The sequence below is a fragment of the Paenibacillus phytohabitans genome (genome assembly GCF_013141775.1).
In the GTDB taxonomy this organism is placed as follows: Bacteria; Bacillota; Bacilli; order Paenibacillales; family Paenibacillaceae; genus Paenibacillus_AQ; species Paenibacillus_AQ phytohabitans.
Map to the genome: position 1 here is coordinate 17,291 of NZ_WHOB01000061.1, position 15,888 is coordinate 33,178.

13 protein-coding genes are annotated in these 15,888 nt (G+C 49.9%); 3 read left to right on the top strand and 10 right to left on the bottom strand.

The features are described 5' to 3' along the window. Positions 1-4 precede the first annotated feature (4 nt). On the bottom strand, positions 5-1,372 hold the full coding sequence (gene nifB / locus GC101_RS20240; RefSeq protein WP_042139712.1) for a nitrogenase cofactor biosynthesis protein NifB: 1,368 nt from the start codon (positions 1,370-1,372) through the stop codon (positions 5-7). A 797-nt stretch (positions 1,373-2,169) separates the two neighbouring features. On the opposite strand from nifB, the gene GC101_RS20245 reads away from it, so the two are divergent. Beyond that, positions 2,170-2,997: a TerC family protein gene (locus GC101_RS20245; RefSeq protein ID WP_171718719.1), complete on the top strand. Its 828-nt coding sequence runs from the start codon at positions 2,170-2,172 to the stop codon at positions 2,995-2,997. 80 nt (positions 2,998-3,077) lie between these two features. On the opposite strand, the gene GC101_RS20250 is transcribed toward GC101_RS20245, so the two are convergent. From GC101_RS20250 to GC101_RS20285, 8 genes are all read right to left on the bottom strand, one after another. Beyond that, complete coding sequence (locus tag GC101_RS20250; protein ID WP_171718720.1) at positions 3,078-5,417, bottom strand: S-layer homology domain-containing protein; 2,340 nt, start codon at positions 5,415-5,417, stop codon at positions 3,078-3,080. A 154-nt stretch (positions 5,418-5,571) separates the two neighbouring features. Beyond that, positions 5,572-6,324, bottom strand: coding sequence for an ABC transporter permease (locus GC101_RS20255; protein ID WP_171718721.1), 753 nt, complete (start codon positions 6,322-6,324; stop codon positions 5,572-5,574). Continuing rightward, positions 6,318-7,100, bottom strand: coding sequence for an ABC transporter ATP-binding protein (locus GC101_RS20260; RefSeq protein ID WP_171718722.1), 783 nt, complete (start codon positions 7,098-7,100; stop codon positions 6,318-6,320). Before GC101_RS20260 ends, GC101_RS20255 begins: the two co-directional genes overlap by 7 nt. Next, a complete protein-coding gene (locus GC101_RS20265; protein WP_246354427.1) occupies positions 7,081-8,052 on the bottom strand; it encodes an ABC transporter substrate-binding protein in 972 nt (323 codons plus the stop codon). Before GC101_RS20265 ends, GC101_RS20260 begins: the two co-directional genes overlap by 20 nt. Before the next feature lie 324 nt (positions 8,053-8,376). Then, entirely contained in the window at positions 8,377-9,459 is a 1,083-nt protein-coding gene (locus tag GC101_RS20270) for a Ger(x)C family spore germination protein (RefSeq protein WP_171718724.1), read from the bottom strand. After that, entirely contained in the window at positions 9,452-10,534 is a 1,083-nt protein-coding gene (locus tag GC101_RS20275) for a GerAB/ArcD/ProY family transporter (RefSeq protein WP_171718725.1), read from the bottom strand. The genes GC101_RS20270 and GC101_RS20275 overlap by 8 nt, the downstream gene beginning before the upstream one ends. An 11-nt stretch (positions 10,535-10,545) precedes the next feature. Then, a complete protein-coding gene (locus GC101_RS20280) occupies positions 10,546-11,967 on the bottom strand; it encodes a spore germination protein (RefSeq protein ID WP_076248420.1) in 1,422 nt (473 codons plus the stop codon). A 139-nt stretch (positions 11,968-12,106) separates the two neighbouring features. Continuing rightward, positions 12,107-13,837, bottom strand: coding sequence for a cellulase family glycosylhydrolase (locus tag GC101_RS20285; protein ID WP_171718726.1), 1,731 nt, complete (start codon positions 13,835-13,837; stop codon positions 12,107-12,109). A 295-nt stretch (positions 13,838-14,132) separates the two neighbouring features. Between GC101_RS20285 and GC101_RS20290 the strand changes: the two genes are divergently transcribed. Together GC101_RS20290 and GC101_RS20295 are read left to right on the top strand one after the other, a co-directional pair. After that, positions 14,133-14,426, top strand: a complete 294-nt coding sequence (locus GC101_RS20290) for a histidine kinase (RefSeq protein ID WP_171718727.1) — start codon at positions 14,133-14,135, stop codon at positions 14,424-14,426. Between the two features lie 275 nt (positions 14,427-14,701). After that, complete coding sequence (locus tag GC101_RS20295; protein WP_039297739.1) at positions 14,702-14,887, top strand: hypothetical protein; 186 nt, start codon at positions 14,702-14,704, stop codon at positions 14,885-14,887. Positions 14,888-14,982: 95 nt separating this feature from the next. Here the strand turns inward: GC101_RS20295 and GC101_RS20300 are convergent, their stop codons facing one another. Further along, entirely contained in the window at positions 14,983-15,873 is an 891-nt protein-coding gene (locus GC101_RS20300) for a DMT family transporter (RefSeq protein ID WP_171718728.1), read from the bottom strand. Between the last annotated feature and the right edge of the window lie 15 nt (positions 15,874-15,888).

Here is a 15,888-nt window from a genome sequence, read left to right on the forward strand (position 1 = left end):
TTCATCATCCCTTCGAAATGTTTATATTTTCAAAATAAGAGCTGTACTTGACGCTTTCGAGAATGGCTTCCTGAATTCCGCCTTTGCGGACGAGGGGCAGGACTCCGATTTTGTTCAGGCTGGCTCTTGGAGCATCGCCGATACCGGAGCAGAGAAGAATGCGGCAATCACTTAGAATAGATATGATTTCTTGCAGCGTGGCGGCTTTGTCGCCGTTACAGTCTGCTTTGCCATGACAATATGCTTGTATTTTGCGGACACCCAGGAGCTGTACATCTGCGCCGTCAGTGTCGTAAATCAGAAACTCAGTGGCATGACCGAAATGCTGATTCACCTTATCGCCGCCTCTAGTGGCAACTGCGACTCTGGTCTTCGGCCCGCCTGCCTGAATGCGTCTGGCCTGTTTGGCTTTGACGCGCTCGCGGATTTTGGTATCCAGCTCACTCTGGAACATTGCCCGGGCTTCTTCATTAATGACCGGTTCAGCTTCCATCGCTTCAAGCGGGAAATCCTGATTGCGGTCCTGGCCCAGCAGCCCGATCGCATCCGCCCGGCATTGGCGGCAATGGCGCATGACCTTCATACCGTCACGGCCTAGCAGCTCCTGCAGGTTAAGCAATTCCTTCGGACGGGGCGCTTTGCGTCCATCCGCTTCGTATTGGCTGCCCGGCGCGATAATCAGCGGTGTTACATTATGCAGCGTGGCCCCGAGTTCTTTTACTCTTTGGGACACGGCGGGCAGATGATGATCGTTGACCCCCGGAATCATAATCGAATTCACTTTGACCAGAATCCCCAGCTTCGCCAGCATCTCAAGCCCCAGCAATTGGCGGCTGATCAGCAGCTCAGCTGCTTCCCTTCCTTCGTACCGGACCCCTTCATCGAATACCCAGGGATAAATCGCCTGGCCGACATCAGGGTCAATGGCATTAATGGTGATGGTGACATGCCGGATGCCAAGCTCGATAATCTCATCCACATGCCGGTACAGCGTAAGTCCGTTGGTACTAAGGCAGAGGGACACGTCTGGCACATACTTCTTGACCCGGGCAAAGGTATCAAATGTCTGCTCCGGATTCGCCAGCGGATCTCCGGGTCCGGCTACACCCACAACCGAGAGCTGCATCAGCTGAGCGGCAACGCCTCTCACCTTGCGTTCCGCCTGCTCCGGTGTAAGCACTTCACTGACCACGCCCGGCCTGCTTTCATTTACACAGTCGAACTTGCGGTTGCAGTAATTGCACTGGATGTTACAGGCGGGAGCAACCGGGATGTGCATCCGGGCATAAAACCGGTGGGCCTCCTCGCTGTAGCAAGGGTGGCGGCTAATCTCCTCCTCCGCTTCACTTGATATACATGACGGCTGCATCATTTCCCACCTCCTAAAAGTTTTACGGAGTATTACTCCATTGAAACCACTTCGCAGTAAAACTCGCTTCGGAAGCATTCGCTTAAGTTTTGTAAGCTAAGCTTCCCTGTACAATCTTCGTACAAAACTCACTTCGGAAGCATCAGCTTAGATTTACGGAGTATCTACTCCTTGAAACCACTTCGCAGTAAAACTCGCTTCGGAAGCATTCACTTAAGTTTTGTAAGCTAAGCTTCCCTGACATTCTCATATGCGACAGGCAATTGGATATCCGCTCAGTCATGTGTTATGTTTTATAACACCAACGTCGCTTCGCTGCTTTAATTAGTCTCATCATATTTTCATAACAGGGCATCGTCAATTAGGATAAAGCTTGATTTGCCCTTAATTTCCTTATGTTTGCAGTTTCGACATATGGTATGTCAAGTTATATAACTCGTATGTGCCATGTTTCCGTTTTCAAAACAATCATTTCCTGATGATATTTATTCTCATAAACATTGACAACGCCTCTCAACTCATATATGATACTTTTAGTCAGATACGTAAATCCTAAAATTTCATATATCCCGTAAAGGGGAGTAGCTGTTAGATAAAATCGTCAATACGAGAATATGAGGATATTCTCCGGTTTTATCGGCAATTCATTTTGTTAGCGAGACCTTTACCAATCAGGTTACCTTTATTCCAAAGGCTAATCTGTTTGGTAAAGGTCTTTTTTATATAGTTTTGGTTACAATAATGGTAATAAGGGTATTTTTTATGAAAAGTATCCAGAGCCACATGAGGAGGAAACAGCAATGGATTGGGGATTATTATTAGAATACGGATGGGTATTGCTCGTTCTGGTCGCACTGGAAGGGCTGCTTGCCGCAGACAACGCACTTGTATTGGCAATCATGGTTAAACATCTTCCTGATGAGGAACGTAAGAAGGCGCTCTTTTACGGATTGGCAGGAGCGTTTGTGTTCCGGTTCGGATCACTTTTCGTCATCTCTTATCTGGTCGATATCTGGCAGGTACAAGCTATCGGCGCAATTTATCTGTTATTTATCGCGGGGAATCACATCTTCCGAAAATTACTGTTCAAGAAACCGGTCACGGATGAAGCAGCTGAAAGCGGCACTTCCGGGGCTGTCAACAAGAAGAAAGCCAGCTTCTGGTTCACCGTACTTAAGGTTGAGATTGCAGATATCGCCTTTGCAGTAGACTCCATCCTCGCAGCTGTCGCCCTCGCCGTTGCTCTTCCGCCAAGCGGAATTGGCCATATTGGCGGACTTGACGGCGGACAGTTCCTGGTAATCTTTGCGGGCGGATTCATCGGCCTGGTTATTATGCGGTTTGCCGCTTCTTTCTTCGTCAAATTGCTCCACACACGTCCAGGTCTCGAAATTGCCGCCTTCTTCATTGTCGGCTGGGTAGGGATTAAGCTTGCCGTCATCACTCTTGCACATCCTTCGCTGGGTGTATTGTCTGAAGACTTCGCGCACAGCACCTGGTGGAAACTGACCTTCTACGTAGTTCTGATTATTATTGCGGCTACAGGCTGGTTCATGAGCAGCATCAAGACCGAAGACAATGTCGGCGAGAATCCCGTCAAGGAAGTCGACAAACAGCTCGGCAAATAAGCTTCTCCACTTCATAATGCGACGTCAAAAAGCCCGTTCCCGCCATAGTGGCGGAAACGGGCTTTGCTGTGCTCCATTCTCTATTGGCCGATCACCTGATCGGTTCTGCCCTGCAGCTCTACGAGCTTCATGATCACATTAGCTGCCTGCGCTTTGGTTACAATCTGCTGTGGATTGAACTTCCCGTTCTCTCCCTGCAGCAGTCCCAGCTTCACAGCCAGTGCTACTGCCCCTTTATCCTGAATTGCCGCATTGTCACTGAAGCCGGTTATGACAGAATCATTACCCAGAAAAGCTGAAATCTTATCGTACTTCAGGAAGGAGGCCAGCAGAACAGCAAGCTGTTCGCGGCTTAACTTACTCTCAGGCTGCAGCGCAGCCTCTCTGCTGATCCATTCACGCTCTGCCGCATAGCTGACGGCTTCATAATAAGGACTGTCCGGACTCACTCCAGCCACGGCTTTAGGTTCGGAACCATTCGAATATCCTGCATAATACGGTGTTGAGGATCTGGCAATCAGGGTGAACCAGTCTCCGGCCGTTATCTCCTGGTCCGGATTCACCTTCTTATCCGCATCTACGCTCAGCACGCCGTAGTTCAGCAGCTCGGTCAGTGCCTGCTCTGCTGCATGCCCCTTAAGATCAACTGCCTCCGCACCACTCCGTGACTGCAACGGGCTCTCGTAGGTCGTGACCCATTCCTTAGTTTGCGCATCCAGTACCTTATAGGTATCCTGAGAATCTGCCGGAGTCGGAGCATATACCAGCTTAACTGCCGGTTCAACATACTTATTGTCTATATTATATCCGCCTATACTGCTGTACTGCAGCTTAAGATCATATCGGCCGAGATAGCTCTGAAGTGCTTCCGCCCCGGAAACTGCCGGAACGGGCTTGTCTTTGAGCGCTTCATAACCGGTGCTGCCTGTATTCATGTAGCTTAGCAGTCTGCCGTAAACATCCATAGTCATGACTATATTACTGTCACTAACCGGAATACCCTGATAATAGCGCACGAACTGGTAACGGTACCCCTTCCCGTCCTCAAGAATACTCCACTTTCCTCCATGCTCAGCCAGCTTAAGACTTCCGCTGGCCTTAGGATACAGACGGTTGATAAGCTCTATCGCTCTCTCCTTGGATTGTGCCTGCGTCAGTTTGGTTCCGCCTGCAGGTGCAGGCTGTTCCTTCAATTCCTGGCCGCCATACTGATCCAGCTGGAATTGAATGATTTCTCCGGTGCTGGAGTCTACTTCAGCGTAAGTACGCTCCGGCATTGCCATATTCGCAGCCGTGCGGCTTGCTTCCCAGGATAACCTCCAGAGCTTTTGCTTATCATTCTGGGAATTCATGCCAGAGTTCTGACCTGAAAGCTTGCGTTCTGCAGGAATCGCGGCGACCTGCTGTACCAGCTTCGCCGCTGCAGCTGCGGTCAGCCCGGCGGCGCTTGCCGGCTGGAAAGCATTCTTCCGCTCTGGAACCGCCTCATAAGTGACAGCTGCCGTAATTGCCTTGCCTTCATTATCTATGCTTTTGCCAGTCTGGGCATCTAAAAGGGACAGGGATTCACTCTCAGGGCGCCAGCCCAGAATCCAGCGTACTGCCGCGCCATCTTTATATAGAGGGATATAATAGAGCCCAACCTTAAAGTTCCCGGCAAATTGCTTGCTTGCTGATTCCGGGGAAACCGCCGGCTTCGCTGACGGATACACTCCGTCTGTAGCCGGTTTGCTGAATTGAACGATATTCCCGTTTCCATCGACGGAGATGTTCAGCATATCCGCTGCCGAGGCAAGCCCGTTTCTCAAGATTCTGAACGGAAATCTATATTCAAACATACCAAAGAGTGCGTCCCTGCCCATATAAGTCTGGTCGTTATCATCCAGTACAAGGTCCTTGGCTGCCAGGGATGGTGCGGCCGCGGCAATAAAGCTGCGGGCTTTCTCCAGTGCCTCCTCCCGGGAGAATTCCGGAGGGTAAAAAGCATTCTCCCTCAACATAGGGTAAGAAATATACGTATTAACCAGATCACCTGTCATCGCATCGACCAAACTGGAGAACCCGTAACCTGAGCTGCCCAGCTGGTACTGCCACTGGACATTCCACACCATCTGGTTCCCGGAAGGAGGATAAGAATCCGTGCCAAGCCGTACATTGGATACCGTCGCTTCCTTCAGAACGGGAAACAGCTCTCTTAGCTTGGCAATGGCCTGCTCCTGTGTGATTTTGGCCTTGGCCGGGTCCGGGGCTGCGGAATTGGCGGCCTGTCCGGCAGCTGCTGTGGAGAGAGGCACCATTACCGAAGTGTAGCTGGAATCCGCAGCAGCCAGCCCGCCAGGCAGCAGTAATGCAAGCGCTACCGAAGTAATCAGGGCTGTCCGGGCGGTTTGCTGAATAAATTGATTACGTTTACTGTTCAAAACATTTCATCCTCCTCAAATAGGTAACATGGATATTCTAATTATAATTATATTTAGATATATTTACCATGTTATATTTGCGACAGGAAATTACAGCATTCTCAAACAAGTAGAAACGGGCACCGTCCTTATGCGGACAATACCCGTGTACAGACTAACGCCGCCACTTCATAAACCGGTAATCCAGCAGATCCACCAGCAGGAAAAGGACAAATCCTACCAGACTGAACAGCATAATTCCCGCATACATCTCCGGATAATCCAGCCGCAGCCAGGCATCCATAATGAAGAAGCCCATGCCATGCTCCGTACCGTAAATTTCGGTGAAGAACAGCACCGATATTGCCGTTCCAAGAGAGATACGTATGGTGCTGAGAATAACCGACAATGCGCCGGGGAGCGTCACATTCCAGAACTTCTGCATGGAGCTGGCGCCGATGCTCGTCAGAACATCATATGTACTCTCAGGGATCGCCTTCACACCATCACGTACGGATATAATTACCTGAAACAGCAGGATCAGCATAATCATCAGCACTTTGGAGGTCTCTCCGAGGCCGAAGAACAGCATCACTACAGGCAATAACGCAATCTTGGGAATCGGATAGGTCAGATACACCACCGGATCCAGCAGCCTGTTCCAGAGCGGAGAGCGGCCCATCAGCAGGCCTACCATCAATCCGAGCAGCAGCGCCAGCAGCACACCCTCGAAGATCCGGAGCAGGCTGTAGCCCACATTCAGCGCCACATCACGCGCGCCTAACTGAAACATAGCTTCATAGACCGCACCCGGACTTGGCAGAATGGAATGATTCATCAGCAGATAGGCTATATACCAGATTACATTCATGCCCGCAAAAACGAACAGCAGCCGCAGCAGGTGAGGGAGATGCCGTTTTTTCACCATTTCTCCATCATAACCTTTCTGATTCTCTTACTCTGCTCGAAATACTCATCGCTCTCCCGCTTGTCCACATGCTTCATGGCAAACACAGCGGAGTTGTCGAGAATCTCCGGCGGCTCCTGTTGCCCGGGCAGCATCACGATAATCTTCTGCCCCAGGAGAATCGCTTCTTCTATATCGTGGGTGACGAACAGTGTGGTTGCCGGATGCGCCTGCCAGTTGTCGATAAAAATCTGCTGCAGCCCTTCCCGCGTAATGGCATCCAGCGCTGAGAACGGCTCGTCCAGCAGCAGAATGGTCGGCAGAATGGCGAATGCACGGGCAATAGCTACCCTTTGCTGCTGTCCTCCGCTCAGGGAGAGCGGAAACCGGCCGGCCAGCCCGGCTATACCCATGGACTCCAGCCAATGCAGGATTTGCACGTCCTGCTCCTGCCTGTTTGTGCTCCCGCTGCCGGGGCGGGCAATTTTCATGGCAATCCGAATGTTGTCACGGACCGTCTTCCAGGGCAGCAGCCCATAATTCTGCGGCACCAGGCCGATCAGCGTCTCCTTGTCATGGACGGATCTGCCGTTGAAGAGCAGTTCCCCCTCATACCCCGGCAGCAGTCCGGCAATCGCCCGCAGCAGTGTGGATTTGCCGCTGCCGGAAGGACCGATTACTGTATATATCCCATGCTCCGGCAGGGTCAGATTCATCTCTCCGAGCGCCAGCTGACCCTTTTCGTAGGCTACATGGAGGTTGTTAATGCGGAGTCCGCTATTCTTTAAACTGGACATCGGAGATCACATCTTCAGCCGATATATTTTTGGTGAGCAGTCCTTTTTCACGGGCCCAGGCGAAGGCAGCTTCCACTTCCTTCACATCTACCTGGTAAGCAGGGAGGTATTCCGGCACCTTAATCTCATTCTTCAGCGTGTCCGGATAACCCACTTCCTTGATAATCAGATCGATATATTCCGACTGGTCATGCGTTTTCATATAATCTACAGCTTCATCATAAGCGGCGTACATATCACGGATACCTTGTCCCTTGGCATCAATCGCACTCTGCGGGAAAGCCAGCACGAACGGATTGATTCCCGCACTATGGGTCGAGCTGAGGACACGCAGGCCTGCAGTTCTGCCCATCGTCACGAACGGCTCCGGTAGGACGGCTGCATCGGCTTTATTATTCTTGAGCAGCTCCAGGCGGGTTGGAATCTGCGGCACTTCGGTCACTGTAATATCGTCTTCAGTCAGACCGGCCTGCTTCAGCATCATCGCCACGGTATATTGGGTCGAGGTATTTTTGGACAGAATGACAGTTTTGCCCTTCAGATCCTTCACCTCTTTGACTTCATCATTTCCGGTCAGCAGATCAAATTCACCCGTTGTAGTACTGGTGATTTTGACATCCAGTCCCGCTTCATTATAGATGGAAATCGCTACAAGATCTGCGCTGAGACCATCTACTTTGCCGGCTTGAAAAGCTACATCCCGGTCCTTGGCGCTCTTGAAGGTCTGGATATCGAGGTTTACATTATGCTCTTTATCAAAGCCTTGCTCATGCGCAATAATAAATGGAATCGCATCAATAGAAGGCAGCAGACCCAGCGATAGGGTAACCGCCTCAGCTGGAGCTTCCGCAGCATTTCCGGAGCTTTCATTATCGGCATTGCCTGCATTATTGGAATTTCCGCAGCCAGCCGCTACCAGGCCAACCGCAGCGGTCAACATTGCTATTTTCATAAGGTGCTTCCAGTTTCTTCTCTCCATGATTCTTAATTCCTCCGTCTCTTTTCGGTTCATCTTGTTGCTGTACCTTCGCTTCTGCTTCCGGGAGCAGGATAACCCTGTGGTGCAATGCGGCATAATCCCCTCAGGCCTGAGGTCCATGCGCATTTATTCACATATAGGCATAGAAGTAGAAACGTTAATGCCCCCCTTTGAAGGGCAGCACCCGTTTCTCTGTATATCCATGCTATTCTGCTCGCCGGGAAGACCTAAGTAATGCAATTTTACACCCATTGCCCTATTTTGTATATTTATAAATTGAAATAATCAGGGTAGTGCCTACATGTATTTCCCGTAATCCTTGATTGTCACCTTGGCCTTGCACTCTATCTCCACCTGCGGATAAACCTCCCGCCAATTCATTTGATTCCACTCTTTATAGCTCAGAGTATTCCTTATCTGTATCCCGATTCCGAGACTATCCACGTTATGCTGCTGCATTTGCGACACCATTTCTTTAGCTTTGGCCATAATTACGTCTGCGATATCCCGCTCCAGCTGTTGTCTTACCCCGGCCTTATTCAGATAATGGTGTCCGGTATATTCAAGCACGGAGCCCTGGATATTCGCCAGAAGCTCGACTTTGAACCGGCCGGGCCCCAGACGATGAACCTTCACCTTGCGTGAATTCAATAATGAACTGAACATCACTACCACCGGCCGGCCATCCTCTTCCCCCAAATGGAGAGCGGCCTCCCCTTGCCTCAGGTCATCACGGAACAGCCCGAAGAAGATCCCGTCTTGAGCCGGAATCTTCATTCTGTAACGGTCCTCCTGAAACAAGGCAATGCCGTCAATAACGGCTTTGTCCCCGCTATCCTTTACTATCGGTGCCACCGGATCTATGCCATCGTCATTATAGTCACGGGAGAATTCATACAGAGTGGTATTGGGAATGCTGTTGCCGGCCGCCTCTTTCTCCAGCAGGTGATTGATATATCTTCCGGCATCCCCGTTAATAATTGTAACCTTGACGCCAAGGGCTATAGAGGGATCACGCAGCAGGGTATCAATGTAATCCCCGAGTCCGGCTTTGGCCAGCTTCAGACCAAACAATGCATCTCTGAGCTGCCCGCTGACAACCGTCAAATCCGTCTGTCTGGAGAACATGATTCTCGCTTCCTTAATGCTATCCGAGACAGTAGACAACAGCTCACGGCGTGCGGAGGAATCCGGGTCAATGACCGGGACGCAGGAGGTAACTTTGATCCTGTTATTCTCTGCAAGATCATAGCTCGCCGTCTGCACCAGGCCCAGCTTCTCCAGGATTCTCTCGTCGCTTTTGCATCCGGTCAGCAGCAGAGGAAGCAGAAGCAATAGAATCAGGGACAACCTTGCCAAGCTATAATTCTGTCTATGCACGGACCTCTCCCCCTTTCCGCTGAATCAGCAGCAATAGAAGCAATAGTACAGGAAACCCGAAAGCAATCCCGGTCACCGCATACCCCAGGTTAGTGATCCAGACCCCCACTGCATCCAGTGTCTTCGGAATAAAAGAGATACTGTAGGAAATCGCAATCAGTAAGAAAGAGAGCACGGATAGTTTTATCCTGGGGAGCATTCTTCGTACCGACTCTTGTGCCGCCCACCAGTACATTACAACAGTGACCAGAACCGGGAACAGAAACAGCCCGTACAGCAGATTCTCCAGCCTCTCTATAAACGGAAATTGGATATACGCCAGCAAATCAAGCAAGGGATAGAGCAGTTTTTTCAATTGCCCCAGACTGAAGAACCCGAAGCAGATGATCGCCAGCGAGATATACAGCACAGCTAAATAGAGATTTCCCGCATAGACGCCCGCCATAGCCTTTTTGTTCTTGTTCACGTAAGGGAACAGCAGTATCGATAATTCGTAACCGAGAAAAGCGGAATAGATCTCCATCGCTCCTTTGAACTGATTATGCCCGCCTTTGAGAATAAACGGAGTCAGGCGTTCCCAGCGGAACGCCGGAAAAAACCACAGCATGAGCAGATACATCCAGGCAGACAGCCAGAAGAACAGCGTTGCCGCTTTGGAGATGGAATAGATTCCTTTGGTAATCATCAGAAAGGCCAGAATGTCCACAGCCAGCTTGAACACCATGGGATTCGTTGTCGGGAAGGACAGCATTTGGAAGATTAGTACGTATTTCTTGCCGATCATGCAGCCAAAAACAAGCCAGACCGCAGCCAGGCCGCCATAAAAGGGATACAGCACCGGCCTTGGAATTGTCTGCTCCATAATCTCAAATACAGACCTCCCTTGGCCAAGCCGGAAGACCAGTGAAATTAAATAGATATTGAAGGTAGAGACTACGATACACGGCACCAGAAAAAGCCATCCGTTGGTACCGAAATAGTCGGCCAGATTGCGGGGCAATGTGAAGATCACAATTCCGGATTGGGTCATATGCATTAGAACGGCAATATGAAAGGGGCGCAGCTTTTCGGGCATAACGTCCACTCCTACTTTTTGTTTTTTTGCCTGATGGAATTCATGGTCTTACTCTGGGACGGACGGCTGCTCAGCTTCGAGAAAGGAGCACGGATAAACACATCCTTCCAGTCTCCCGTCTTCATTGGAGCAATAGGGGTCAGATAGGACGAACCCAGACTCGTCAGGTTGGATAAATGAATTACGATCAGGGCTATACCCATTACAAGTCCAATATTGCCCCATATTCCGGTGAGTATTATGATTCCGAAGCGGATCAGGCGGATAGAGGCGCTCATCATATAGCTGGGAATCACAAAAGAGGCAATGGCAGATGAGGCTACTGCGATAATAAGCACATTACTTGTCAGGCCAGCCTGTACAGCCGCTTGACCAATCACAATCCCGCCCACGATCCCGATCGTCTGTCCAATCTTGGTTGGCAGGCGCGCTCCGGCTTCCCGCAGCAGCTCGATCATGATTTCCATCAGCAGCGCTTCATAAACAGGAGGAAACGGCACCCTGTTCCGTGATTCCGCCAACGTTCGGAGCAGCGCTTCGGGAATCATCTCGTAATGAAAGGTAGTTACCGATACATACATCGCCGTGAATGATATCGTTATTACAAGAGCCAGAAACCGGAGCAGCCGCAGTGCCGTCCCCAGTGCCCAGCGCTGGTAGTAATCATCCGGTGATGAGAAGAATTCAAAAAAGGAGGAGGGCGCACTGATCGCTGTCGGACTATTGTCAACGATGGTGATGATCCGCCCGGCCGCCAGCTTCGACACAGCCACATCAGGTCTTTCCGTAGTCAGAAACTGCGGGAACACCGAATTCGGCATATCTTCAATGAACTGGGTAAGCGTCCCGCCGTCATTAATCGCATCTGTCTCAATCCGGTTGATCCGGTTCTGCAGATCCTGGACATATTTAAGATTGGCAATATCCTTGATATAAAGGATGTACACAGTTGTTTTGGAAATTTCTCCGATCTCACACCGGATAATTTTCAGATGCGAGCTTTTGATCCGGCGGCGGATTAAGCTCAGGTTCGTAGGAGCGGATTCCACGAAGGCATCATGAGGGCCGGCAATTACCGTCTCCGTTTCCGACTGCTGTACACTGCGGCCTTCCGGGCCGTAGGCGTCCAGTAAGTAGACAGCTTCCCCGTGGAAGACAGCTACACAGCCCTCCAGTATGCCGACCACCACGGCTTTGGACTCCCTTGTCTCAACAAATTGGGACTGGAGGAACAACTTATCCAGCCCATCCGCCTGAAGCCGGTCAAAGGGCAGCAATATTTCCTGGATTAGCAGGTTGTTATCCACCGTATGCGGGAAATACACAATATCGGCGGAGAGTTCAGGAAAGCGCCGGTGGCTGAGATCCGCACACTGATCGAATTCATCAAGAATATGCCGCAGCGTAGGAATATTCTGTGTGTCCGGTTCCATAGATGCCCTCCTTCCCCGTTCGTTTGGTATAGTATCCCCAAGATTTTCTTGGATATTTAAGGCTGCCGCAATAAAAAGCCTTCTTCCATCCCGCAGGATAAAAGAAGGCTTTCATGTACATCTTCTGCTTGTGCTACATCTACATTGCCGTACCGGTAACGCTCGTTCCGTTCTTGGTGATCTTGTAATTCACGACTTCGCCGCTCCAGAAATGGAACTTCAGGATCACGTCACCATTGTTCACTTCATTGAAGAACTCCGGCAGCAGACTGATTTCACCCGTGGTATAGGAAGGCGTAAACGTATAAGCAAATTCTTTATAAGACGTCCAGTTTTGCGGGCCGGCATTCCCTCCTGAAGCATATACGGCTTCCATAGTAGCGAGAGTATCGCCATTGAACACAGCCGGTATTTTAAAAGCACTGGCTGTTCCCTGAACGCTGCTTAACTTTGGCGTATTATAGAGAATTACGTTAAAATTCCAATCCGCTCCTTTGTTGAAGCGGGCCGTCAAAACTGCATTGACGCCAAGCTTACCGGAAGAAGTCAGGCTGGTGAGCTTCGCTGCTTTGAACGTCAGCTGGTCACCGCTTAGGGTATAATCTGTTCCCTGCACCAGCTGCTGGCTACCGTATAGAATTGAAGAGAGCGTATTGCCGTTCAGATTCAGCTTAACCGTCACATCCTTGGCTGCGGCACCCTTTTTCAAATGAATGAGATCGCTTTCAGCAGTGGACGAACGGCCGGTCCAGCTGGCCTTCATCATATTGTAAAGCTGCGGATCGGACCACTGGAAGGAAGTGCGGCCGAAATGCTGGCCATTGTCCCACAGCATCGGTGTAATTTGCTTAGACTTCAGATAATAAGCCAGATATTCGAAAAACTTCAGCTTCTCCCCCTGCTCGATCACACCTGTATTCTTGTCAAAACCGAGCAGCCCATACTCGCCCACAATAACGGGAATGCCTTTGGCCGTAAAGGTGTTATAGACATTATTAAAAGTAGTCACGATATCGTTCTGGGTATCGGTCTCGAATCTGGTATATCCCGCAATATTGACACTGAACGGCCAAAATCCGTAATAGTGTACGGTTGCGATCAGATTGGAGTCGTTCAGCCTGGTGATGGTCTGGTACAGGGCATCCATCCGGGTCTGCGTCGGTGAAGCTTCCAGCGTGGACAGCACCAGCGGACGGGTGGCATTATTCCCGCCGGAGGCTCTGACGATGCCATGGAAAGCCACATTCAGCTCATCCAGCATCTGAATCGCCTTGGCCTCATCCGTCGTTCCGCCATCGGTGAAACGCGGCTCATTCACGCTCTCGAACATCAGCTTGCTGGAATATCCCTTGAAGCGGTTGGCAATTTGCGTCCAGACCGCCTTATAACGGGCCAGCACCAGATCATGCTGCTGCTCCATTTTGCTGATCCACAGCCAGGAATCATGATGAACGTTGATCATGACATACAGATTCTCTGCTACTGCCCAATCAACAACCTGCTGGACACGTGACAAATAAGCCGCATCCACTGTATACGGGGCAGCCGCTCCCGTATGTACATCCCAGGTCACGGGAATCCGGATGCTCTTATAGCCTTGGGCAGCAATTTTCTTGATTAGAGCCTGTGTGACGGCCGGGTTGCCCCAGGAAGTCTCATCGGCTCCGGTCGCATCCAGTGAATTGCCCAGATTCCATCCCGGCTGCATGGCATCTACGTAGGATTGAAGACCTGTGGATGCAGCGGCAGCTACGGCTGCCTGCTCCTGTGGCGCCTGTTCTTCCGTTGCAGCAGAGACCATCGGTGTGACCATAGCGAGCAGCAAGACCGCGGTGAAGATGAATGACAGAAACGATTTCTTTTTTGGCATGGATCGTTTATTCCTCCCGGTTTGTTGTAATCGGCTGATGCATAAAATCAGCTTCGGAATTTTTATGCAACCGCTTACCAAAATCAATATAGCATCTTTGCCGATTGGTAAATATCCCAATTATTAGTGTAAAAAACACTCATAATTAGAGATTTTCTTTGTTCCAGGCAGGAATGCCGCGCTTCAGCCAGTTTGCTCTTTTTCCTCGGCCTGTCCCCCCGGCTTATGCTATAATAATTAAACATAATCCAAAGAGCCCGCTTCTGATGTAATCTATATTTGAGGAGCTGTGACGATGAGCGATCCGATTCTGCAACAGATTCTTACGGAATTACAGGGAATGAAATCTGACCTGAGCGAGGTTAAGTCTGAGCTTGGCACAATGAAGGCTGATATTGACAGCATCAAAGAAGACACGAAGCTGATCCCACTGATCCAGCAGGTTGTATCTGAAGTCAATGCTGAAGTCAGTGCAACCCGGGACACTCTGGAGCGGATAGACAAAACATTGACCTTACATGATGCTACACTGGACATACTGGCCCGGCGTTCTATAGATCAGGAAGCCGCATTGAAACGTATCAAATAAGCTCTCCCTACAGGAATTTGCTGCAAGCGACTGCCATTTCCGGCAGTCGCTTTTTCTTTTACCATTCCTCATTGACCAATTGTCTCTCCCACAAGGACACAGTTCCCTTCAAGAAGCACAAACCCTTTCTAATTCACACTTTGTACTCTTTTATTGTCTATTTCACACGGACACACCTTTGATTCCTAACTGATCCATGCTATAATGAAAGCGTAAACAAAAGTGATTGAAACCCTATTTACCATCGGATTTCATCGCCAAGGAGGATGAATGCAATGCTGGCAGGAATTAAGGAACTGAAAAATTGGGTAACCGGAATGTGGCAGCCTGGGATGGCTTCGGGAGAAGAAGACTACCGGAAAATGGAATACAGCGTAGAGCGCCATTTGCACACCCCGCAAACGCCAAGCCCGCTTACTTACGAACAGGAATCACGGATCAAAACTGTCAAATTCCATTAATCTAACCGGATGTATATAGATTGAACTATAGCCACACTTAAAAATCCACACTAAAAAGGCCGCAAGTAACCGGATCATCCGGTTCATGCGGCCTTTTATTTATTCCGTGTCCCCTTACGGTCCGTAGAGGCAAAATAAGTACCAGCGATCATAATGATTAGTGCCATAATAAACGAAAAGGACGGTAAATCGAAATACATGATCAGTGACAGCAGCACTCCTATAAAGGGAGAAATGGCATAATAAGCGCTTGTCTTCGCCGCTCCAAGATACCGCTGTGCATATATGTACGAATAGATGCTCAGTCCATAAGCAACAAATCCCAGCAGCAACGCAGCAAAGATATACCCGATGCGATCTGTAGTTTCTCCAAGAATGAGTGAGATGACAAGTGAGCCTAACCCTGAACCAAATCCTTTAATCACTACAACCTGTAATGGGTCTTTGGCGGACAGCTTGGAGGTCAGATTATTCTCAAGTCCCCAGCAGACAGCTGCAAGCAGCACAAATATTGAACCCCACGATAATGAGATACTGCCGAAATCCTCGACAGAGAGAATCATACTGGCAGCTGTAATGAGGATAACCGCCAGCCACAATCTTGAATTGATCGACTCCTTGAACAGCAGAAGGGCAATCAGCGCGGTTGCGACAATCTCAAAGTTATTGAGGAGTGAGACCGTTGCAGGTGTTGTCACCGTTAATCCGATCATCAGGAAGATAGGAGCGGCGATATCCAAGACAACCATCCCGGCTGTAAAAGGCAGCTCTTGCCTGGTCAGCCGCATTTCCCTCTTCGCTACTTCTCTTCTGGAACGAAACCAACTGATGACCGACATCCCCATACCAGCACCCAGATACAGAAGCGCAGCCATCATTGTTGGCGGAACTTCCTTTAATAGCTCTTTAGATACCGGCGTGCTGATTGCATATAGTGCAGCCGCGAGGATCGCCCAAATGACCGCAGTTTGGGGTTTGGTATTCAATATAGCATCCCGCCT